The organism is Treponema sp. OMZ 798, assembly GCF_024181385.1.
Classification (GTDB): domain Bacteria; phylum Spirochaetota; class Spirochaetia; order Treponematales; family Treponemataceae; genus Treponema_B.
Genome location: NZ_CP051305.1, coordinates 1,067,728 through 1,090,899, shown reverse-complemented (window position 1 = coordinate 1,090,899; position 23,172 = coordinate 1,067,728). Strand labels below are relative to the sequence as shown.

The following is a 23,172-nucleotide window of genomic DNA, read 5'->3' as shown; positions in this document are numbered from 1 at the left end:
AAAGAAAAACAATTACAAGACTTGCGCTTTTAAAAAAGATATTTTATAATATACTTAATAGTTAAGGATGTAAATAATCTTAACTATAAATCAGTGAAAGGAGTGTAGTATGGAAACAACAAAAGAAAAGAGAAATTTAAATTTATTTAACATTTTCTCGCTAGGTTTTGGCGGAGCTGTAGGTTCCGGGATCTTTGTGCTAACCGGATTGGGTATTGCCGCTACCGGCAAATCCATATTGGTATCAATTATGGCTGGTTGTATTTTTATGCTTTTAGCATATTTTTACAATGTACTTTTATCATCAATGTTTATGTTTGAAGGAGGTGATTATAGTCAAAAAGCATTGGTTTTTAATCCTTTTTTTACAGGTGTAAATGGATATATAACATTTATTAATGGTTTTTCTGTCGCTATGTATGGCCTCGCAATGGTAAATTATGCAGGAATAGTATTACCGCAAATTATACCATACACAAAATTAATTGCAATCATAATTATTACTTTATTTTTTGCAGCAACAATAAGAGGCTCAAAGTTTATATCTACAATAAACAATATAATGACTGTAGTATTAATTGCAGCAATTGTCTTTTATATTGTATTCGGTATTCCAAAGGTAAAACCCGGATATTTCTCCGATCCTAATTTTTTTACTGATGGATTTAAAGGAGTTATTGCAGGAATAGCAATTATGGGATGGGCATGTCAGGGAACCACAATGGGCCCGGTATCGGTATCGGCTGTTACAATGAAACCTAAAAAAAATATACCTTATGGTATTTTTCTTGTAACAATAGCAATTGCTATCGTTTATGGGTTAATGGGTTATGTATCGGCAGGAGTTCTTCCCATAAGCGAGGTCGCAGGCCAAAATCTCTCACTTGTAGCCGCCGAGATTTTTCCAAGATCAATTTTCATTCTCTTTATAATGGGCGGAGCTGTTTTTGCAATAGCAACATCAATGATTACCGGTATAATAATGGTTCGATATCCAATACTAAAAGTAGCACAAGCAGGTTGGCTGCCGAAATTTTTTACAAAAACAACTAAAACAGGTTATCCATGGGCTGTTTACGGTATTTACTATATCCTGTCAATTTTACCGGTTTTGCTTGGGTTAAAATTAGATGCGATCGTCTCTTTGGTAATGATACCTGCTATGTTAACAAATTTATATACAAATATAAAATGTATTAAGGTAATAAGAGATTATCCGGAGCAATGGAAAAAATCTGTATTGCATATGCCTAGAATAATTATGGATATCATCTGCATACTCTCTGCACTTTGTGCGGCAATCGTTTGTTATAACTTATTTATGATGCTTTCTACAAAAGAAAAACTTTTTATGATAGGTATTATGGTCATAATATCGATCCTCTCAATTTACAATTTAAAAGCCGGAAATGTAAAAATTGAAGAATTGGAAGCAAATAAAAAGCAAATTATAGAAGATGCCTTACTTGCCGAAACGGAAGAATAGGAGGAAAAAAATGGTTTACGATTTTACAACAAAAATTTCAAGGAAAAACTCAGGTTCAGTCAAATGGGACTTAATGTATTCACAAAATCCCCAAGTTGGAAATGATGTGGTTCCTCTTTCGGTGGCTGACATGGAATTTAAAAATCCGCCGGAACTTATTGAAGGTTTAAAAAAATATCTTGACGAAGCCGTGTTAGGATATACAGGCCCAACTGAAGAGTATAAAAGAACCGTAAAAAAATGGATGAAGGATAGACATAACTGGAATATTGAAACAGACTGGATAATAAATACGGCGGGAGTCGTTCCTGCATTGTACAATGCTGTTAGGGAATTTACAAAACCTGGAGATGGAGTTATTATAATAACTCCTGTTTACTATCCTTTCTTTACGGCTGTAAAAAATCAAGAGCGCAAGATAGTAGAATGTGAACTGCTTGAAAAAAACGGGTACTATACGATCGATTTTGAAAAACTGGAAAAACTATCCAAGGATAAAAATAATAAAGCCTTGCTTTTTTGTTCTCCTCATAATCCTGTAGGCAGGGTCTGGAAAAAAGACGAACTTCAAAAAATAAAGGACATAGTTTTAAATAGTGATCTTCTGCTCTGGTCAGATGAAATTCATTTCGACTTAATTATGCCCGGCTATGAGCATACAGTACTTCAATCTATTGATGAAGCACTTGCCGACAAGATGATTACTTTTACTGCACCATCTAAAACGTTTAATATAGCCGGAATGGGTATGAGTAACATAATAATTAAAAATCCTGATATGAGAGAAAGATTCAAAAAATCACGGGATATTACAAGCGGAATGCCCTTTACAACACTCGGCTATAAGGCTTGCGAAATTTGCTATAAAGAATGCGGAAAATGGCTTGATGAATGTATAAAGGTAATAGACAAAAATCAAAGAATCGTAAAAGAATTTTTTGAACTAAATCATCCCGAAATAAAAGCACCTCTCATTGAGGGCACCTATTTGCAATGGATGGACTTTAGAGCATTAAAAATGGAGCATAAGGCTATGGAAGAATTTATGATTCATAAGGCTCAAATATTTTTTGATGAAGGCTATATTTTCGGAGACGGAGGAATAGGATTTGAAAGAATAAATCTGGCGGCTCCTTCATCCGTTATTCAAGAAACATTAGAAAGATTGAGCAAAGCATTAAAGGAACGAAAAAAATGACATTAAAAAAATAAAATATTACCGTAAGTAAAATTTAGGCCCTCTTGTGTTTCATCTGTGAAGCATAAGGGGGATTTTTTATAAAGGCTTATTTTTACTGTTATTTTTTTCAAGAATTCGTGTATAGGCTTTTAGAATTTTATCGAAGGCAACCATTTCATCCACAGTAAAAGATTCCAAAAGTTTTTTTCGAGTCTTGACATTATCTTTATTGTCATAAGCTTTATGTTTTAAAACCGTTTCTTTAGCTTTTTCTGTAGTTCGTAAAAAAAAGACTTTACCGTCGGATTCGTTAACTTCTTTATAAACCAATCCCCATTTTATAAGTCTATGTACGATTTGAGAAATCGCACTTGACGTTCTATTCCATTTTTTTGCAAGGGCTGAAACCGTGATATTTTCATGATCGTAAATATCCGTTAAAATATGCATTTCAATCATCGTATATTTCCTATCCGTGCCATAATCTCTTCTTATGGTATAATAATAAGAAAATGACAATACAAAATCATACATACCATCAACAACAGAGCTTATATTTTTGTACCTTTTTTCAATCAAATCGATGGGTTCATTATCTTCTACCCATGCATTAACTATTTCATTTTTATAAATATCTTCAAGCATTCAGAACTCCCAAGCAGCTAGGTTCAAAATTTTACGAACCGTACTTACAAAGATATCAATTTTTACAATGAATGTCAATTATTTTTATTTTTTTTATAAAAACACTTGACAAAAACAAACAAAAAGAATATACTCCCTTCTGTGAGCGGCATTTAGGTTGAATTCTGCTCATTAAATTGCAATACTTGACATTTTTTGGGTTTATGTATATTATACACACGCTCACTGTTAAGCGAGAGTGGTGGAATTGGCAGACACGCTAGACTTAGGATCTAGTGCTTCGGCGTGAGGGTTCAAGTCCCTCCTCTCGCACAATTCCACAAAAACAAAAAAGTGGAGTAGAATTGCGGGAATAGCTCAGTGGTAGAGCGCCACCTTGCCAAGGTGGATGTCGCGAGTTCAATCCTCGTTTCCCGCTTCTAAAGCGATTCGGTGAACGGATCGCTTTTTTTTTACCCTTTTGTATAAAGGGCAGTCTCAAAATCAACTCTTAAGGAAGGAAAAATGGACTACGAAAAGAACGTAACTCTTAAAGAAAAATCACATGCGGAACTTTCAGTAAAAATCAAAAAGGCTGAAGTTCAAGAAAACTATAAAAAATTGCTCAATAAATATTCAAAAGAGCTTCAAATACCGGGATTTAGAAAAGGAAAGGTTCCCGTATCGGTACTTGAAACAAAATACGGCGATGCCATAAAGGGAGATCTGGCAGGAGACCTCATTGAAGATTCTTTAAAAGAAATCTTTGAATCTCTTGATGAATATGAAAGGCCTCTCCCCTACTCCTATCCCGAACTTCAAGAAAAACCAGAATTAAAAATTGAAGAAGACTTTTCATTTACAGTCCACTACGATGTCTTCCCCAAGGTCGAAATTAAAAAGACGGAAGGCTTTACGGTTGAAGTACCTGAAGCAAGCGTTTCGGAAGAAGACATAAAAAAAGAGCTTGAAATACTTCAAGAGCGAAATGCCCTCGTTACAGCCTGTAAAGAAGGCAGCAGAGCCGAAAAAAACCACATTGCTACAATAAATTATTGCGAACTTGACGATGAAGGTAAAACAGTTTCAGGCACTGAAAGACAAGACTTTGTATTTACAATAGGCTCAGGATTAAATATCTATAAAATTGATGATGATATCATAGGTATGAAAAAAGGTGAATCTAAGGAAATCACCAAGACCTTCCCTGAAGATGATTCAAACAAGGAGCTAGCCGGAAAAACAAAGAAGATAAAGGTAACTCTTACAGCTCTAAAATACAAGGATTTACCGGCCCTTGATGATGACTTTGCCCAAGACATAAACGAAAAGTACAAGAACTTGGACGAACTAAAGGCCGATATCAAGAAAAAGTTTGAAATAAGTGTAGAAGAAAAAATCAAGTCTTTACAAAAAAATGCTTTAACCGAACAGATGGTAAAGGAGCACACAATCGACCTTCCTGAATCGATGGTAAGGGCTGAGCTTGAATCACGATGGATGATGATGGCCAATCAATTTAGAACCACACCTGAGGAACTTGAAAAAATGTTCGGCAAAGGGCCGCAGTCAAAAGAAACTCTTTTGGAAGGCTGGAGAGAAGATTCCGAAAAGAATTTAAAAGAAAGAGTTTTAATCGAGACCCTGCTTAAAGATAGAAATATTGAAGTAAGCGATGATGAAATCGAAGCCGAATATGTACGCTTATCGGAAAGAATGGACATTGCTCTTGATGAGCTGAAAAAATATTATTCCAACCCCCGTGAAAAAGAATATTTAAGCGAAGGCTTAAAAGAAGAAAAACTTTTTAAAGCTCTTTATGAAAAATGTACAATCAAAAAAGGCAAAAAAATTACCTTTGAAGAGCTTTTAAAAGATTAAATTTAAATCCGGTTATTTTAGCCGGCTATTTTAAGGAAAAAAAATGAGTACACTTGTACCTTATGTAATTGAACAAACAGGAAACGGAGAGCGCAGCTATGACATATTCTCACGTCTTTTAAAGGATAGGATTATCTTTGTAGACGGAGAAATCAATGATATGTCTGCTGATTTGGTTGTAGCCCAGCTCTTGTTTTTAGAAGCACAAAATCCGGATAAGGATATCAGCCTCTATATTAATAGTCCCGGAGGTTCTGTAACGGCAGGTCTTGCTATTTACGATACCATGCAGCATATCCGCTCCGATGTACAAACAATTTGCTTGGGCCAATGTGCCAGTATGGGTGCAGTCCTTTTAGCAGGAGGAGCAAAAAACAAGCGCTATGCCCTCCCCTCCTCCCGCGTTATGATACACCAACCCTGGGGAGGAGTTCAAGGTCAGGCTGTAGATATTAATATACAGGCCAAAGAAATCGTAAGATTAAAAAAACTTACGATCAAATATTTTGCCGAAAATACAGGCAAGACGGAAAAACAGGTAGCAGCCGATATGGAGCGGGACTTTTTTATGTCGGCTGAAGAAGCCTTAGCCTACGGTATTATAGATACCGTTATGAATAGGAGAAAAGATGGCTCGAAATAGAATGAATGGAGCTTTGATATGCTCTTTTTGTAATAAGCCTGAAAGCTCGGAGAGATTCGTGGTTCCCGGTCCCGGAGGTATTGCCATCTGCGATAGATGTGTTGACCTTTGCGGAAGCTATATAAAGTCCTATAAGACTGTCAGGCCTGTTGACCGTACAGGGCCTATTCCTACTCCTCAAGAACTAAAAGAATATCTTGACGAATATGTAATCGGCCAAGAACAAGCAAAAAGAGTTCTATCTGTAGCAGTTTATAATCATTATAAGCGGATAATGAATCCTCCTTCACATGATGATGTGGTTATAGAAAAGTCAAATGTCCTTTTGCTGGGCCCCACAGGCTCGGGTAAAACTCTTTTAGCAAGAACCCTTGCACAAAAAATGCAGGTTCCCTTTGCCATAGCCGATGCAACAACCCTAACTGAAGCCGGTTATGTAGGAGAGGATGTCGAAAATATTCTTCTCAAACTTATTCAAAATGCAAACGGGGATATAAAGGAAGCCGAAAGGGGTATCATTTTTATCGATGAAATCGATAAAATTTCCAGAAAAAGCGAAAACGTTTCCATTACCCGGGATGTATCGGGCGAAGGAGTACAGCAAGCCCTCTTAAAAATAATAGAAGGAACCTCAGCCTCCGTTCCTCCGCAAGGCGGAAGAAAGCATCCGAATCAGGATATGCTTAAAATAGACACAACAAATATTCTTTTTATCTGCGGAGGAGCCTTTGTAGGCTTAGACAAGATAGTGGAAGCCCGGATCTCTACAAAACCCATAGGTTTCGGAGCCGAGGTTAAAAAACTTAACGAAAAGAATCTTACGGAACTGTATGATCAGGTTTCTCCCGATGATTTGGTAAAATTCGGTCTTATTCCTGAGCTGATAGGCCGAATCCCGATAAAGGTAGCCCTAAATGAGCTTACAAAAGACGACCTAACGCGCATATTAGTTGAACCTAAAAATGCCATAATAAAGCAATTTCAGGCAACCTTTAAACTTGATGATGTGGACCTTCACTTTGACAAAGATGCAATTACAGCTATTGCTCAGCAGGCTATAGACCAAAATACGGGAGCCAGAGGCTTACGTTCCATTGTCGAAAAGCTTATGCTTGATGCAATGTTTGAAGCCCCCTCCTTAAAAGGCAGAAAGGAACTTATAATCAATAAAAAAATGATAGGAAACTCGTCATCAAAACCAAAGATAAAACTTCTCGACGAAAAAACGGCTTAAAAGCAGCTTTTAAATGCTTATTTTAAGCGTTCAAATTCTCAAGCACTTATAATCTTACAAAGACTGTCGAAAGGAAAAAAACTTTCAGGCAGTCTTTTTTTTATACGTTTCCTTTTGCAACCACTATAAGAAAAGAAAAAAGAACGGCCAATATTATCGATAAAAGCAATAAAAATATATCCGTAATGAATCTTATAATATTAATTTCTTTATACCGCAATATAAAAAAAATTCTAACTACAATTGCTGCAAACGTAAAAATTATAAGTAAGATACAAAGACTCATCAATACATTTAATATTATAAATAAGCTGGAGTCCAAAAAATCTTGAGAACTGCTTAGAACATAAAAAATAATAAAAGCAAAGATAGAGGCACTCAAAAACCTTATTGAGCGGTCTAAAAAGCGAATAGTAAACTGTTTATATTGGGAATGAGGTTTTATATCTTTACTATCCATAAATTTTGAAATATAAGTTTAATATGCGGATAAAATATCCGCATATTAATAAAATGTTAATTTTCCGATTCCGAATTTTGAACTGCTTCAGATAGGGCTTCTTCAGTAACAGAATTTTCCTCTGTTGAAACTTGTTCATCAGAAGTTTCTTCATCCCTGCGGGGCCTTCGTCCTTTTTTGTCAGAGGGTTTTACAGGCTTTTCTTCAGCAATTTGAGCCTCGACAGTAAAAGAAACCTCTGCAGAGGTATTTTCATAAAGCTTTACAAGGGCCTTATGCACACCTGTGCTCTTAACGGTCTGTCCGGGAATTTCGATACGCTTTCTTTCAATATCGAAATCAAGCTTTTGCAGCTCATCAAAAAGAGTTTGAGTTGTAACGGCACCGTAAAGTTTTCCGTTAGGTCCTGCGGGCATAAGAATCTTAATTGAAAGAGCTTCAAGTCTTTCTTTAAGACCTGCAGCATCTTGGCGTTTTGCAGCCTTTTTAGCTTCAATTTCTTCTTTGCGTGATTCAAAATGAGCCAGAGTAAACTCATTACAAGGAACAGCTAAGTTTCTGGGGAAGAGGTAGTTTCGGGCATATCCCTTTGCTACGTTCTTAATATCCCCTTCTTCTCCGAGATACTTAACGTCTTCATTCAAAATTACTTTCATATACAAGCTCCTAAAAAAATATCCGCCCAATTCCGGGAGTCGGAAAGGGCTTTTTGAAATAGTTTGTTTTTAATGTAAGCAAAGATCCTAAAGCAAAAGGCTTTAGGGAGCTGCTTACATTAAAATTTCTACTCGTTCATAACGAAAGGAAGCAAGGCAACAGCTCTTGCACGTTTAATTTCAACGGCAAGTTTTCGCTGATGTTTCGCGCAAGTTCCGGTAATTCTTCTGGGAAGAATCTTACCTCTCTCGGTTATAAAGCGGCGTAAAGCATCCGGCTCTTTATAATCGATCTTTAACTTTTGTGTACAAAAGCGGCAAACCTTTTTGCGGTAAAAAGATCTACCTTTTCTTTTGTCTTCGCCTTCGCGAATATTTTCCTGCATGTTAGCTTCCATGTCTACATCATTCATTGTTTCGTCCGACATTTAAATCTCCTTAAAATGGAATATTATCCAAATCTGAATTTCCCATATCCGGCTGGTAATCGTCATATGAAGGCTCCTGTCTCCTTTGATAAGCAGAAGGGGCTTGATTTCCATCATGATACGAATTATTGGAACCGCCCTGATATGATCCTTGGCGTTGGGCTGCAGACTGTGATTGTCCGCCCTGACCTGCCGAGCCGCCTACAAGCTGAATATTGTTTGCTACAATTTCAACCTTGCTGCGGGTTTGCCCGTCCTGCTCCCAACGGTTTTGCCTAAGCTCACCGTCAATAGCAACCTGTTTACCTTTTACAAGGTATTGATTTAGGGCTTCACCCTGCCGGCCCCAAAGAACCACGTCAAAAAAACTTGCTTCTTCGCTCCAGTCATCGCCTGTTTTTCGTCTTCTGTTGACAGCTATAGCAAAATTACAAACAGCAATACCGGAAGACGTATATTTAAGCTCAGCATCTCTGGTTAAGCGGCCTACCAATACTACATGGTTTATATCTGCCATAAAGTCTCCTTTTAGTCCTCTAAACGGACAAAAAGATAGGTCAGCATCTGAGTGATCAGCTTAAAACGCTTATCCAATTCAATCATCTTTGAAGGATCTGCTTCAAGATTGAAAAGAACATAGCGTCCCTTTGTCTTCTTTTTGATTTCATAAGCTAAATCCCGATCGCCGAAAGGCTCTTCAGACTTGATCTGAACACCGAAATCTGCCAGAATTGAATGTAGAGCATCTATTCCCGGTTTATAGAGATCCTCTTCAACCGGAAAAACCGTCATAAGTTCATAGTTTCTCATGTTCCCTCCTATGGACACATTTCTGAGGCCCGCATTTTCTGCGAGCCGGAGTTTTTATAGAATATCAAAAAATACTATCTTAGTCAATACCTAGTTCAGGGCAAACGTATCATAATTTTATCTTCGCAAAAAACATAGGCTGCTCAACCCGCCTTTCGCCGCTATGCGGCTGCAAGAGGGGTATTCACAGCCTATTTTTTTGCTATTTTATTTACCCTCATGATGCGTTTGCCCTTTTTTGAAAAATGTGCGAAATTTTGTTCAAAATTTCTCACAGAAGGAAGCCAACTACTTCAAAAGCATTATAGTGCGGCTACCATGATACTAAGCATGCTTTAGCACTTCATCATGCCAAAGACCATTACGAAAAGCGCAACAGTTTCGCAAAGACCTACGATAGTAATGTACTGTACAAAGCCTTTTCCTGTTTCAGCCATAGCATCGGAACCTGAGGCAGAGGCCTTACCCTGAGCAATAGCCGATGCTGCGATAGAAACACCGCAAACAAGACCTAAGCCCAATAAGAACCAATCGCTCTGGGAGGATGTAAGCATCCTGTTCATAAGCAAGAATCCGTAAAGAGTCTGTGTAAGAGGGGCACCTGCAAAGGCGACCAAACTAAAGGGAGCGGGCTTGTTATTTAAATAACAGCGCTTCCATGCACCGATTGTTGCCTGACCTGCAATGGCAAGACCGATTGCAGAACCGATAGCTGAAATACCTAACGCAGCAGCAGCACCAAAAAAACCAAAAGTCATATCCTTCCTCCATCGTTAAAGGGTTCATATTTAAAGCCCGACCAAGTCAAGCCCACATGATTAGAGAATTCCAAGGTATTCAATCGAACACCGTGGACTATAACGGAAAGCACGTTCATAATATAGTTAAGACCGTGTCCGAACAATAAAAGTAAAACGCCTGCAAAGATTATTACGCCTCCTAGGGCGGGACCTGCCATCTCGTTTACGGTTGCACTTATAGCGCCTCCTGCAAGACCTACAGCCCAAAGCCTTATATAGCTCATAATATCGGCAAACACGTTTACTACGCCCAAAAGCATATTTATGATATTCTTTAAACTTTCCAGGATTGCCTGTACTATTCCTGTTGAATAGTTTACAAAGATAAAATTTAAAGCAAAACCTACACCTATTGCAAGAAGTACGGCATTATTAATTGCATACTTTTGGGAATCTACAACAAGGTTTAAAACTACAAAATACATTCCGCCGAGCATCGAAAGAGAGCCTACATCAGCAAGGAATTTAGGAGACTTAATATTCCTAAATAAACTTACTATATGGGCTATCATCAGCTGGGTTAAACCAAGGGTAAAGCAAAGTAAGATTTGATTTTGATTGCGTATATCCTCAGGTGTAAAGTTTGCAATCGCAGGAACGGCCAGCTTTTTAAGAAAGGCCGGAACAATTTCGGTAGGCATACCGAACCAGTTACAAACCAAGGTACCCCAGATAACGGTCATAAATCCCAAATAGCCGAACATATAAAATGCTGTCGGCACCTTTTGTTTTTTTGCCTTTGTTTTTAAAATCAAAATAACAGCAATCAAGAGCAAAACGGCACCGTAGCCTGCATCTCCGAAAATCATTGCAAAGAAAATTCCGAAAAAGAGCAAGAACCAAAGAGAGATATCGGGTTCCGTATAACCGGGAACAGTCCCCAAAAAGTCTATTAAGGGAGAAATAAGGTTTACAAGCTTATTTCTCTTTATCTTTGTAGGAACGGAATCATCTTCTTCAGGATCTTGAGAAAGATAGGCCCAAGACTTTTCCTTTGCAAGGGAAGAAAGCTTAGCTTCATCTTCGCAGGGAATATATCCTGTGAGCCAAACAAGCCGGACTCTTTCCTCATCATCTTGATCCCCGAAATCTATCGTCTGCATACCGTCATGGACTATTTCAAATTGAAGCTTTTTGCTTACAACTTCATCCAAGGCATGGAGAGAGTTTAAGTATGCCGACATCTTTGTCATTTCCTGCTTGTAGGAGGCAATCTTTGCCTGTAAGCTCTTTAACTTTTCTTTTAAGGCCTTAACGGAAGTCTCCGGCAGCTTTAAAGGAATAACATCCTGAGGTAAATCCGCAGGCAGAGCATTTGTTTCGCTCCGGATTAAAAACCTCACACCGGTTTTCCCATGTCCAAGCAAAATAGTCTTAATGTCTTTGGGAAGCGAATTATATGTTTTTACCGAAGTACTTGCAGGGAAAAGATATATGCCTTTTTCCGCCAGAAAAGTGAAATCGGAAGTATTTATTTCGCCCCACTCTGCATATGATGCAATTTCACCTGACAGCCTTGCAGATTCTTCCATATTGCTCTTATATGAAGATGTAAGAGATAAGACGGAGTCTACAAAGGTAAGAGTATCCTCCTCACTTAAAAGAGAGGGAGGCGTTACGCCTTTTTTCTCTTTTTTGGGAAGATATTCAGTCAAAAGACTCATAGCAAGAGTTATGTCGTTTTTTTCGGATCTTAACTCGTTTATAAGAGCACCGTTTGCAGGGCGGTCCTCAATGTGTACAAGGCCTAAGCTTCTTAAATCCTTTAAGGCATGCCGCTGCTCTTTTTTTAAGACTAAAAGAGTTACTTTTTTCATCGGTACAATCATAGAGCTTCATCCTTATCATGAACCTTTTCAAGGTTCTTTTTAGAAATTTTACCGCGAACAACAGCTGCAACCTGCTGATCTCCCAAATAAACCGTTATCTTCTTTATGTTTGCCCTCGTTTCGGGTATCTTAACCTTTTCAAAGAGGTTTACTCGCTGAGTGGTAGTTCTAAGCTCGGAATTCAAAAGGCGCACCTGTTCATCAAGAACCTTTGCCTCAAGGTCTAAGCTCAAAACTTCCTGCATTTTTTCGGCAGCCGTATCAACCCAAAGAGGAGTCTTATAAAGATCATATTTAGCACGTTCAAATTCCGCACCGGAAAAAACAGGAATGCTCACCCCCGCAATGTTCCCTGTTGAGGTGAGAATCTCTTTTATCTTAACCATAGAGGGTTTAAAAACATTTTGCTCGCCGAATACCGCTACCCAGTCTTCGAATTCCTGATTGAGGGCATCCCTGTGAAGCCTGACCTCTTTAGCCCGGGCTTCGATGGTGCGGATTTCGGTTTGAAGCTGCTGTTTTTTAAGCTGAAGAGTCGGCAAGTATCTTCTGTACATTTTTAAAGATTCTTTTTGATTCTTCAGCTCATTCTTTGTCAGTTTTATTGCCATAGCCTACCCTTTAGTTTGCCGGCCAGTACTTATTTACCAAGTCGGATTTAATACCGGTTTCTTCACGGGTAAAGCATTCGGCAAGAATCTTCCAGCCCAGGCTAAGTGCCTCTTCAAGCGGAATGTTTACCGACAAGTCCATCATTCCCGATTCGAATTTTGCACCGTATTTTAAGAGTTTTTCGTCCCATTCGCTCATCATAAAGCCCATGGATTTTTTCTCCAAAGTGTCTTTATATGAAGCATAAAGCTTAATCATATTGTCCATAAGAGCACGGTGGTCATCCCTTGTTTTACCGTTTACGTTTTGCTTTAATCGTGAAAGACTTCCGAAGGGTTCTATTCGTCCGTTTTTAAGATAGAACTGGCCTTCGGTAATATAACCTGTGTTATCGGGAACGGGGTGTGTTACGTCGTCTCCGGGCATTGTTGTAACGGCCAAGACCGTAACCGAACCTGCATCGGCAAAGTCTACAGCCTTTTCATAGCGGGCTGCAAGCTGGCTGTAAAGGTCTCCGGGGTAACCTCGGTTTGAAGGAACCTGTTCCTGAATAATGGCTATTTCTTTCATTGCGTCTGCAAAGTTTGTCATATCCGTTAAAAGAACCAAAACATCCTTACCAGCGATGGCGAACTTTTCTGCAACTGCAAGACACATATCCGGAATCATAAGACATTCAACCGTGGGGTCAGCTGCCGTATGAACGAACATGGCTGTTCGGCTTAAAGCACCGGCCTCTTCAAGGGTGTCTTTAAAATAAAGATAATCGTCATATTTTAAGCCCATTCCGCCCAAGATAATTACATCTACTTCGGCCTGCATGGCTATTCGGGCCAAAAGCTCGTTGTAAGGCTCGCCGGAACTTGAAAATATGGGGAGCTTTTGAGAGACAACCAAGGTATTAAATACGTCGATCATCGGAATACCAGTTCTGATCATTCTGTTTGCAAGAATACGCTTTGATGGGTTTACCGAAGGACCGCCGATAGGAATCATGTTGTCCTTTAAGGCAGGGCCCGAATCTCTGGGATCGCCTGAACCGTTAAATATTCGGCCGAGCAAATCCTCGGAATAGCTTACCTGCATTTCCTTACCTAAAAAGCGCACCTCATCTCCGGTCGAAACACCGCGACCTCCTGCAAAAACCTGCAAGGAAACCAAGTCACCGTCAAGCTTATTGACTTCGGCAAGGGAGGCTCCGAAGCGGGTTTGAACCTCGGCTAATTCTCCGTATGAAACTCCGTCGGCCTTAACCGTAATAACCGAACCGTTAATCGATTCTATTTTACTATATACCTTTTTCATCTTACACCGCCTGCTTCAATAATTTTTTTGCGCTTTCATCTAAGCTATCCGCTTTTTCGGCGATGAGCTTTTTAATTCCTTCTTCATGGGATTTAAATGCATCCGAGCCCCAAGGCGAGTAGTTATAGTCGATGAACATAAGTTTAAGTTTGCTGAAATAAGAGCGGGCTTCATCCTTAGAAATAAATTTAAATGAAGAGCCTAAAATCTCAACCAAGATATTATATATATGCTGTTGGCGCTCAACCGAAACTGCATCGTCTACCTTATCAAAGGAGTTTTGCTGCAAGTAAACGGCATCGAGTAAGTCGCCTTTTAAGTAAATGATAAAGTCTTCGATACTTGTTCCTTCTTCACCTACAACCTTCATCATCTGTTCGACCTCGGTACCTCGGCGTAAAAAGCTTCTTCCGTATCTGACTTGTTCCGAAGGAAGAACGCTCGGATACTTTGACCAAGAATCTAGAGGGTGAATTGCAGGGTATTTTCGGGCATCGGATCTTTCGCGTGAAAGACCGTGGAAGGCGCCTACAACCTTTAACGTGGCCTGAGTTACAGGCTCTTCAAAGTTACCGCCCGCAGGAGATACGGTTCCTCCGATTGTAACGGAGCCCTTTGAGCCGTCGCTTAGACGGACAATACCGGCCCTTTCGTAGAAAGCGGCAATGTAGGATTCAAGATAAGCCGGGAAGGCTTCTTCACCGGGGATTTCTTCCAATCGGCCCGACATTTCTCGAAGAGCCTGAGCCCAGCGGCTTGTAGAGTCTGCAAGCAGAAGAACGTCCAAGCCCATTTGGCGGTAGTACTCCGCTAGAGTTACCCCTGTATAAACCGAAGCTTCTCGGGCTGCAACAGGCATTGAAGAAGTATTACAGATAATTATTGTTCTCTCCATGAGGGTTCGGCCTGTTTTGGGGTCTTTAAGCTCGGGGAATTCGGTAAGAGTTTCTACAACCTCACCTGCACGCTCGCCGCAGGCTGCGATAATAACGATATCGACATCGGCATTTCGGCTGGTAGCATGCTGTAAAACAGTTTTTCCTGCACCGAAGGGACCGGGAATACAATAGGTTCCTCCCTTAGCAACAGGGAAGAATGTATCCATTGTGCGCATTTTAGTTACCAAGGTTTCCGTAGGCTTTAATCGCTCTGCATAACAGTCAATCGGGCGTTTTACAGGCCACTTAAAGCTCATGGTAAGAGGTATTACATTTCCTCTTTCGTCAGTAACCTCAGCTATTGTGTCATCTACGGTATAGTCACCTTCAGGTTTTATAGATTTTAATTTATAAGAGCCATACATGTTAAAAGGAATCATGATACGGTGGGTAAAGCTGCCTTCGGGCACGGTTCCCAAAAAGTCAGCCCGCTTTAAGGTATCTCCTTCTTTAGCTGAAGGAGTAAAATGCCATTTTGCCGTTCGGGAAAGAGCGTTTAGGTAGATACCGCGCTCCAAAAAGTATCCTGCTTGTTCTGCAAGCTCGGGTAAGGGGTTTTGCAGTCCGTCATAAACTTGGCCTAAAAGACCGGGGCCCAACTCTACGGAAAGAAGATCTTCGGTGAATTCTACGATATCCCCAACCTTTATTCCCTTTGTAATTTCAAATACTTGAAGCTGAGCTATATCACCCCCGATACGGATTACCTCGCTTTTTAGTTTTTTTGAACCAACCTCAACATAGCCTACCTCGTTAAGGGTAACCAAGCCTTCAAAAGAAACGCTTATCATGTTACCGTTAATACCGACTACCTTTCCTTTTGTTTTAGTCATATCATAACTCCAAATACTATAGATAAAGCATAAATCCTAAGTTTAAAAGTCATTTTGTAGAAATTTACAAAGCAACTTTTAGATTTTATCATATAAATAAAAAATATGCAAGAAAAAAAAATCAAAAATCTTAAAAATAGAACTAAATTTTTTCGCTGTCATATTCTATAAGAGTTTTTACGGGTAAATCGCTGAGTACTTTGTTATAATTTAAAAAAGGTAGACCGACAACTCCGCAAAAACCAACCACTTCGGCACCGCCCTCTTCCAAAATTTTTCTGGCTGCGCTCAAGGTTCCGCCTGTGGCAATCAAGTCATCCAATAGAAGGACTTTTTGTCCTCTTACTACATCGGTTTTATGCACCTCAACGGCCGCCTGTCCATACTCAAGGTCATAAGAGGCTGAATAAGTTTCTCCGGGAAGTTTCCCCTTCTTTCTAATTAAAATAAGAGGTATCCCCATTTTATAGGCAAAGGGGGCAGCAAAGATAAAGCCTCTTGCTTCGATGGCGGCAACAGCATCTATTTTTTCATCCTTGTACATTTCCGTCATTTTATCAAGGCAATAGCTAAAAACTTGAGGATTTACCAAAACACCGGTAATATCATAAAAAAGAATTCCTTTTTTTGGGAAGTCAGGAACACGCCTTATGGCTGCATCTATTATTTTGTCTTTCATAAGAGACAGTCTACACCTTATTTTTGCAATGGTCAATAGGAAGATAATATTTTATAAGTGTTACTCTGTGTACATTTTGCAGATATCTCTTCCGCTTTCTTTGGCCTTATAAAGAGCGGCATCGGCAAAGGAAAGCATAGTTTCATATGAAAGTTCATTAGCCGGAACGGAGGCATAAGCTCCTAAGCTTATAGTTAAGATCTTGTCCTTTGCCGCCGAATGTTCAATATGTAAATTTTTAACTTCAATACGGAGTTTTTCGGCTATCTTCATTGTTTCAGACACAGAACTATTATAAAGTAAGACTAAGAACTCTTCTCCCCCGTATCTTCCGAGAAAGTCATGTTTTGCTCTAAGATTTTTTTGCAAGGTTTGAGCAACACTCCGCAGGACATTATCCCCGGCTTGGTGTCCATATAGGTCATTATATTGTTTAAATAAATCTATATCTATCATTATTAAAGATATCTGCTGCTTATTATCAAGCCCCTTGCGCCAAAGCTCCTTACCAAATGTGTCCAGCTGTCTCCTGTTTCCTACTCCTGTTAACTCGTCAACTGTAGATAAAACCGTAAGCTGTTCGTTTGCGGATATAAGATCTTTTTGTTCTTCTTGAAGTTTTTTATTGACAACCTTATACTGAAAAAGCTGACGAAGCCTGCAAGCTAAAAAGGCTAAGCCTGAACAAATTAAAATATAGGCGGCAATCATCGGCATCGAAAGCCAAAAAGGTTTTTCTATAATAAAGGTAAAAGACGTCGGCTCAGGATAGGGGTTTGAAATATCCTTTACTTTAAATGTATATTTTCCCGATTTAAGGTTAGTGTATTGAACATAGTTTTTCATATTGGCATTTATCCAATTTTTATCAAAACCTTCAAGCATAAAAACATAAGAAGGCCTTGAAAGAGGAGATAAATCCATCGATGAAAACTCAAAGCTTATATTATTTTCGGAATACTTATATTTAGAAGCTTTTTGAAGATCAATTTTAAATGCAGGAGTCTGATTTCCGTTTATACCTATAGTTCTTATTTTTACAGGAACTTCTTGTTTTTTAAAAGATAAAAGATAGTTAATATCTACGCCTAAAACACCTTCTTGAGTTCCCACAAAGCATTCATTTCCAATTGTAACTGGAACTGTTGTAAACCTTCTTTCATGGTTATAGAAAGTATAGCTGTATATAATTTCACTATTTCGATTAAATATCGTCATGCCTTTTATTGCAGTAACACATATGGAATTATTATCCATATCGGTAATGCCGGTAATAAAATTTGCGGGCAGACCGTCAGTTGAAGTATAATTTAAGATCATTTTTTTTTCGGCATCAAATATGTTAATGCCGCCGTCACTGGTTCCTATCCACAACTTACCGGAAACATCTTGAAATAATGAGGTTATTCTGTCTGAAGAAATACCATCTCTATTATTTACATCATATCGGTATATCATAAAGTCATCAGATGAAGGTCTATATTCGGCAAGCCCCTTGTTTGTTCCTGCCCAAAGTTTTTTGGAGGAATCTATCAGCAGGCTAAAAATAAGATTGCTGCATAAACTATTCGGATTTTTAGGATCATTTTTATATCTTTTAAGAATTCCGGATGAAGGTGAAAATTTAATAAGCCCTCCATCATAAGTACCTATCCATAAAAGGCCCTTATCATCGCTTGTAATGCTGTATATAATTCTTTCACCGTCTTCAATTATATTATCATTATACAGATTAACCCCGACAAAGGCATCCTTTTTTTTATCGTACTTACATAAGCCAATGTCCGTCCCGACCCATATATCTTCATTTTTATCTATGTAAAATTTAAATACGGAGTTGGAAATAATTTTAGATTCGGAATAACGATAGTGCTTCTTTTTTCCTGTGTTTACATCGTAATAAGTGATGCCGTTATTTAAAAGGCTTATCCATAAGTTCCCTTTTTTATCCTTACTCAAATCGAAGACCGAATTTTCCCTGCCGGTAACCTTATTTTCATGAAGCAATATAAGCTTTGACCACATACGCTTAGTGTCATATATATTTACTCCGCCTCCGTTTGTGCCGACCCATAATGAACCGTAACTATCTACATGTATCGAAAAAATAAAATCGTTTGAAAGATTATACGAACGCTGCTTTGAAGTATATTCTGTATAAGAATATGTATTTTTATCAAAACTTATTAAGCCTCCGCCCCAAGTCCCTATCAAGAGTACATCATCAGAAAATTTGTTTGATAGGCAGGATATTTTATTGTTTGAAAATGAAAAAAGTTCTCTCTTTCCGTTTTTAGGATCAATTCGAAATAGTCCGGTATTCCAAACGGATACCCAATATATTCCGTCTTCTTCCAAAATATTATGAACAAGGGATTCCATAAGGCTGCTATCGTTTCCAAAAAGCCGTGACGGTTTAAATCTTTTATTGGGCTCATCATACTCCCACAAGCCCCCATGTGTACAGGCATATATCCGTCCCTCAGAGTCTTCATAAATATCGGCTATTCCATTGTTTCCTATGTAAAATTCGGCAGTTTGAGAAAACTCTATAACGGATCCGTCATCTTCATTTAAGATATATAAACCATCCAAACTTCCCACCCATAGGCGGCCGTGAGAATCCCTTAAAAAGCCGAAAACAATCGAGTTTGTCATATCAAAATGAGTAAAGGTCTCGGTATCGACATTAAACCTTTCAACTCCGTCAAAGGTGCCAAGCCAAAAAACATCGCTTCCGTTTTTTGCCTTTATCGGGTCCCTATATAAGGATTGGATTTGAGAGGATTGAATGGAATCTTTAGAAAAAGGAATATATTCATAATTTTTATATTTAATACCGTCATAAAAGCCGAGACCTTCTTTAGTCCCGAACCAAAGGCGTCCGTGAGAATCCTGCGAAATACCGGTAACAAATTTGGAGGCAATGGATGAAGGCTGAGAATAAAAAACAAAAACATCCTCATCAGCGAATAAATTAAAAGTAAACAAAATAAGAAAGAAAAGAATTACTTTTTTATGCACATTACCCATCCTTTATATCAAACATCAATACATGACTTAAAAAGTCTAAAACATTAAAAAGAAAAAGTCAACTGCTCATTACTAAAAGTATTAGCGCCTTTATTGACTAATATTAACCCCTATCTTTTTTAGATCTTCCAAAAAGGAAGGATAGCTTATATTAAAGCATTCGGCATCTTGAAGGATAAAATCCGATTTTTCTTTATTTTCGATACCTGCACCCATAACCGTAAGCATCATAGCTATGCGGTGATCCCCATGCGAAAAAACTTTAGCAGGTTTTAAGTTCTTTCCTCCGCTTCCTCGGATAAGTAAAAAATCCCTGCCTTCCGCAATATCTGCTCCAAGTTTTTTTAATTCTGAGGCAATTGCAGAAAGTCTGTCGCACTCCTTATAACGGCATATTTCTATATTTTTTAAAAGGGTTTCGCCATTTGCAAAGGATGCGATTGCAGAAAGAGCCGGCACCGCATCCGGAATATCGGAACAATCAAAGGTTCCGCCCTTTAAGCTTGAAGGGTAAATTTTAAGGGTTTGTGTTTTTTCTTCAAAGCGGATATCGGCGTTCATTTCTTTTAAGACCTCGACTATGCGGGAATCCCCTTGTACGTCATTTATATCTATGTTGCTTATACTGAAAGGAGAAGCTGTAATCAATGCTAAGGCAATGAGAAAGGCGGCGCTTGACCAGTCAGCCGGGATACTTGCCGAAAAGGGCGAAAGTTTTTGATTTCCGTTAAGTCTAAAGGCCTTAAAATCATCCGAAGCATCGAATTTAATACCGCAAGTTTTAAGCCAATGAAGGGTCATTTTTAAATAGGGCAATTCCCCTGCTCTTTTTAAATTTATTTGTAAAGAAGACTCTAATAAGCCGGCTCCAAGCAAGAGGCCGCTTACAGGTTGCGAAAAATCTCCTTCAAGACAGATTTTTTTTTCTTCAAGGCATGTGATTAAAGATGCTGTTCCTAAACGTCTGATGTGAGTTCCTAAAACCCGTATAGGAGCTCTTTCGGGGCTGTCAAGAAATTCGTATTTTAAACCCAGCCCCTCATAAATTTCAGTTAAGGGTTTGACAGGTCTTTTTAGAATTGACGAGTCGCCTGTTAAAACAAAGTCTGAAGGCATCAAGGAAAGAAAAGAACCTAAAAAATAAAAAAGAGTTCCGGAATTCCCGGTATCTATTTTTACGGATTTTTGCTTTTTAATCTGTTTTTTTAAGCCTTCTTTCGGAGGAAAAACAACTATATCTGCAGAAGATGTGTTTTTTTGCGCGATTTTAAATTTTACGCCTAAGGATTCAAATACCGCAATGGCCGTTTTAGTGTCTCCGCTCATAAGAAGATTTTTAATCTCGGAAGAACCTTCTGCAAATGAGGCTAAAACAAGGGCCCTCATCGAATGACTCTTTGAGGGCGGAACCTCTATCTGTACCGGAGAAAGATATGAAGATTTTTTAATCTTTAAAATCATTTTTTTAAAAGAGCTTTTAGTTCTTTTAGGCGTTCTTGGTCTTCACAGCCGGCAAGAAGCTTTATCGTTTCCTTAGCCTTTTCTTTCCGGTTTGTCTGGATATAAAGATTTGTAAGATCGAATAAAAGCTCTTCGCTTTCACCGAATTCATCGATAGCCTTCCTTAAGCTTACTTCGGCACGGGCATGGTCGCCTTTTTTTACTGCAAGAAGAGAAATAAGCCTGTATATTCTTTCTGTAGGTTCTATATCGAGGGCTTTGACCAAAAGACCGTCGGCATCGTTCAAATAGCCTATCTCGATGGAATTTTCGGCCTTATCGGTTAAAAGGACAGGATCTTCGGGTTTTAGTTTTAAGGCTTTCTGGAACCAAATATCGGCTTCATCATATTGCTCGTCAAAGAATAAGGCATTTGCATAAATATGAAAGGCCTCGCCCCGATTTCTTTCGGCCGCCAAGTCTGCAGTTCCAGCCTCTATATCAAAAAGAGGGGCACATTCTTTTAAACGGCCTTGAAGACGCATAACTTCTACATAGTTTTCCAAAATAACTATTTCATCGGGGAGCATCTTACGGGCTTTTTCAATTTCGATTTGAGCATCAAAGAAGGCATCTTCATCAATGGCACAAAGAGCTTTTAAATTAAAAATCCAGCCATTGTTAGGCTCAAGGGCTTCAGCCTCTAAAAGAGGAACAGAGCAGTCTTCCCCTATTAAATACAAGGCCTCTGCCAAACGGAAATGATAAAGGCCGTGTTCGGGTCCAAGCTTACAAGCCTTTTTAAAGAATTTGATAGCTTCGTCAGGGTTTTCATCGTGGATAAGAAGGCCGTACAAATACCATATCGTAGAATCGCTTGTCTTTGCATCACAGAGTTTTTTAAAATTAACCTTGGCTTCCCATTTGTTGTCTACAGCATAATAGAATTTACCGCTTAAGGCCCATGTACGCTCATCTTCCGGAGCAATACGCTCAAGGGCGTTTATTACATCGGCCATTTCGTTATATTCTTCGGAAGCCAAAAAGATTTTTCCGGCTTCAGTATAGGCTTCTATAGCCTCTGACTTCTTTCCCGCAAGATTTAATTCGTTTGCCTCATTATATTTTAATACGCCCTGTTCAGGTTTTAATGCAAAGGCCTTTGCATAGAAAGCGGCCGATTTTTCATGTTCTCCTTGAGAATTTAAAAAATGCCCCTGTAAAGAGCAAAGCAAGACCGACTTTTCAATTTCTTCAGTAGGAATATCTTTGAGAAGATCTCCTAATTTTTTCATATTTCCCGATTGGTAGTAAAGGCCGGCAAGTTCAGCCATTATTTCATAATTATCGTGTTCAATATCAAGGGCCGATAAAAATTCTTTTTCAGCTTCTTCATTTAAACGCTGAGCAAAATATATTCTTCCTGCCAAAATATGATCTTGAATACCGGGATCACGTAGTTTCCATGCCTGCTTTATTTGATAAACAGCGGCTACATATTGTCCCATAGCGTAATATGTTGAAGCAAGGTTGATATAGGCCTCAGGAGAAATAGCATCAGGATTATTGGCGGCGGAATCGGTATTTTCGACAAGGAGGGGCTGAGAAATAATTTTAAATTCGTTTAAATAAAATTTTACCTTTGAGTGCGATTCCCAGTTTTGACCGGCAAAGCCTATTTTTCCGGCAGCTTGGACAATATCGGAATCGAATTTACCAAGCCAAGTATTGTTTACAAGGACCGTTATACTTGTTCCTGCACAGATTAGTTTTATTTTAAATTTTGAACTATCAACATCGGTTAAAGGCTTTGTCCAGCCTAGGATGGGCATGGGAGTAGAATTTACAACAGCTTCAAGCCTTATCCACCCCTTGTCGGAAATAAGAAGAGAGTAAAAGGCCTTATCGCTTATATGTCTAAACACAAAGCCGGCAGCACAATAGCCTGCACTTGTATTTTCTTCAGGAAAAAAGTTATCGGTAAAAACAGGCAGCTCAATTTCGGCATCAAGCACGAAGTCCTTATACCTAAATACAGGGTTTAAGGACCAAGCATAAAGATGTTTGCGCTTAAGCTCCAAAGAGTAAGATTGTTTACCGTCAAGGTTTTCTTCAAACAAAGACCGGTAACCGTCTCCTGTTTCTTCTAAAAAACGGGCATTTTCTTTTTTAGAAAAATCGGCTTCCCATATCTCTTCTTTTATTTCTTCCGTGTCTATCGCCGGCTGAGATTTTTTGCCCTCATACTTTTTTAGAATTTTGTTCTTAAAATAATAAAAATATAATTTAAGTCGTTCCATA

Annotated in this window: 20 protein-coding genes and 2 tRNA genes; 7 read left to right on the top strand and 15 right to left on the bottom strand. The window is 38.7% G+C overall.

The genetic code is table 11. From position 1 onward, the window contains the following. The first annotated feature begins 109 nt into the window (after positions 1 to 109). Entirely contained in the window at positions 110 to 1,486 is a 1,377-nt protein-coding gene (locus E4O07_RS05150) for an APC family permease (protein WP_253687731.1), read from the top strand. A 10-nt stretch (positions 1,487 to 1,496) separates the two neighbouring features. Next, positions 1,497 to 2,684 carry a cystalysin gene (locus tag E4O07_RS05145; protein WP_253687730.1) on the top strand — a complete coding sequence of 396 codons (1,188 nt, stop codon included), beginning with the start codon at positions 1,497 to 1,499 and terminating at the stop codon, positions 2,682 to 2,684. A 78-nt stretch (positions 2,685 to 2,762) separates the two neighbouring features. On the opposite strand, the gene E4O07_RS05140 is transcribed toward E4O07_RS05145, so the two are convergent. Next, positions 2,763 to 3,311 (bottom strand): MarR family transcriptional regulator, encoded by a 549-nt coding sequence (locus E4O07_RS05140; protein WP_253687729.1) that lies wholly within the window; start codon positions 3,309 to 3,311, stop codon positions 2,763 to 2,765. Positions 3,312 to 3,543: 232 nt separating this feature from the next. Here E4O07_RS05140 and E4O07_RS05135 point away from each other — a divergent pair. The 5 genes from E4O07_RS05135 to clpX all read left to right on the top strand — a co-directional run bounded on the left by E4O07_RS05135 (position 3,544) and on the right by clpX (position 7,048). Then, positions 3,544 to 3,623, top strand: a tRNA-Leu gene (locus tag E4O07_RS05135). 34 nt (positions 3,624 to 3,657) lie between these two features. Beyond that, a tRNA-Gly gene (locus E4O07_RS05130) sits at positions 3,658 to 3,729 on the top strand. A gap of 86 nt (positions 3,730 to 3,815) precedes the next feature. Further along, on the top strand, positions 3,816 to 5,171 hold the full coding sequence (tig, locus tag E4O07_RS05125) for a trigger factor (RefSeq protein ID WP_253687728.1): 1,356 nt from the start codon (positions 3,816 to 3,818) through the stop codon (positions 5,169 to 5,171). Positions 5,172 to 5,214: 43 nt separating this feature from the next. Continuing rightward, positions 5,215 to 5,814 carry an ATP-dependent Clp endopeptidase proteolytic subunit ClpP gene (gene clpP, locus E4O07_RS05120; protein ID WP_253687727.1) on the top strand — a complete coding sequence of 200 codons (600 nt, stop codon included), beginning with the start codon at positions 5,215 to 5,217 and terminating at the stop codon, positions 5,812 to 5,814. After that, the gene (clpX, locus tag E4O07_RS05115; protein WP_253687726.1) at positions 5,801 to 7,048 is read left to right on the top strand and encodes an ATP-dependent Clp protease ATP-binding subunit ClpX; all 1,248 of its coding nucleotides are present in this window, start codon (positions 5,801 to 5,803) and stop codon (positions 7,046 to 7,048) included. The genes clpP and clpX overlap by 14 nt, the downstream gene beginning before the upstream one ends. 100 nt (positions 7,049 to 7,148) lie before the next feature. On the opposite strand, the gene E4O07_RS05110 is transcribed toward clpX, so the two are convergent. The 14 genes from E4O07_RS05110 to E4O07_RS05045 all read right to left on the bottom strand — a co-directional run bounded on the left by E4O07_RS05110 (position 7,149) and on the right by E4O07_RS05045 (position 23,171). Beyond that, the gene (locus E4O07_RS05110) at positions 7,149 to 7,508 is read right to left on the bottom strand and encodes a hypothetical protein (RefSeq protein WP_253687725.1); all 360 of its coding nucleotides are present in this window, start codon (positions 7,506 to 7,508) and stop codon (positions 7,149 to 7,151) included. 56 nt (positions 7,509 to 7,564) lie between these two features. After that, the gene (rplI, locus tag E4O07_RS05105) at positions 7,565 to 8,164 is read right to left on the bottom strand and encodes a 50S ribosomal protein L9 (RefSeq protein ID WP_253687724.1); all 600 of its coding nucleotides are present in this window, start codon (positions 8,162 to 8,164) and stop codon (positions 7,565 to 7,567) included. A gap of 128 nt (positions 8,165 to 8,292) precedes the next feature. Continuing rightward, on the bottom strand, positions 8,293 to 8,562 hold the full coding sequence (gene rpsR, locus E4O07_RS05100) for a 30S ribosomal protein S18 (protein WP_371819637.1): 270 nt from the start codon (positions 8,560 to 8,562) through the stop codon (positions 8,293 to 8,295). A gap of 40 nt (positions 8,563 to 8,602) precedes the next feature. Continuing rightward, a complete protein-coding gene (locus E4O07_RS05095; protein WP_253687722.1) occupies positions 8,603 to 9,109 on the bottom strand; it encodes a single-stranded DNA-binding protein in 507 nt (168 codons plus the stop codon). 11 nt (positions 9,110 to 9,120) lie between these two features. Next, on the bottom strand, positions 9,121 to 9,402 hold the full coding sequence (gene rpsF / locus E4O07_RS05090) for a 30S ribosomal protein S6 (RefSeq protein WP_253687721.1): 282 nt from the start codon (positions 9,400 to 9,402) through the stop codon (positions 9,121 to 9,123). Positions 9,403 to 9,737: 335 nt separating this feature from the next. Next, positions 9,738 to 10,160: a V-type ATP synthase subunit K gene (locus E4O07_RS05085; protein ID WP_253687720.1), complete on the bottom strand. Its 423-nt coding sequence runs from the start codon at positions 10,158 to 10,160 to the stop codon at positions 9,738 to 9,740. Next, positions 10,157 to 12,031 carry a V-type ATP synthase subunit I gene (locus E4O07_RS05080; RefSeq protein ID WP_253687719.1) on the bottom strand — a complete coding sequence of 625 codons (1,875 nt, stop codon included), beginning with the start codon at positions 12,029 to 12,031 and terminating at the stop codon, positions 10,157 to 10,159. The genes E4O07_RS05085 and E4O07_RS05080 overlap by 4 nt, the downstream gene beginning before the upstream one ends. Beyond that, a complete protein-coding gene (locus E4O07_RS05075; RefSeq protein WP_253687718.1) occupies positions 12,028 to 12,642 on the bottom strand; it encodes a V-type ATP synthase subunit D in 615 nt (204 codons plus the stop codon). Before E4O07_RS05075 ends, E4O07_RS05080 begins: the two co-directional genes overlap by 4 nt. A 10-nt stretch (positions 12,643 to 12,652) precedes the next feature. Beyond that, complete coding sequence (locus E4O07_RS05070) at positions 12,653 to 13,948, bottom strand: V-type ATP synthase subunit B (protein ID WP_253687717.1); 1,296 nt, start codon at positions 13,946 to 13,948, stop codon at positions 12,653 to 12,655. A 1-nt stretch (position 13,949) separates the two neighbouring features. Beyond that, complete coding sequence (locus tag E4O07_RS05065) at positions 13,950 to 15,719, bottom strand: V-type ATP synthase subunit A (RefSeq protein WP_253687716.1); 1,770 nt, start codon at positions 15,717 to 15,719, stop codon at positions 13,950 to 13,952. A gap of 142 nt (positions 15,720 to 15,861) precedes the next feature. Further along, positions 15,862 to 16,398 (bottom strand): adenine phosphoribosyltransferase, encoded by a 537-nt coding sequence (locus tag E4O07_RS05060; protein ID WP_253687715.1) that lies wholly within the window; start codon positions 16,396 to 16,398, stop codon positions 15,862 to 15,864. Between the two features lie 60 nt (positions 16,399 to 16,458). After that, the gene (locus tag E4O07_RS05055) at positions 16,459 to 19,422 is read right to left on the bottom strand and encodes a ligand-binding sensor domain-containing protein (RefSeq protein ID WP_371921954.1); all 2,964 of its coding nucleotides are present in this window, start codon (positions 19,420 to 19,422) and stop codon (positions 16,459 to 16,461) included. 99 nt (positions 19,423 to 19,521) lie between these two features. Further along, positions 19,522 to 20,892 carry a 3-phosphoshikimate 1-carboxyvinyltransferase gene (gene aroA, locus E4O07_RS05050; RefSeq protein ID WP_253687713.1) on the bottom strand — a complete coding sequence of 457 codons (1,371 nt, stop codon included), beginning with the start codon at positions 20,890 to 20,892 and terminating at the stop codon, positions 19,522 to 19,524. Continuing rightward, positions 20,889 to 23,171: a tetratricopeptide repeat protein gene (locus E4O07_RS05045; protein WP_253687712.1), complete on the bottom strand. Its 2,283-nt coding sequence runs from the start codon at positions 23,169 to 23,171 to the stop codon at positions 20,889 to 20,891. The genes aroA and E4O07_RS05045 overlap by 4 nt, the downstream gene beginning before the upstream one ends. Position 23,172 lies beyond the last annotated feature (1 nt).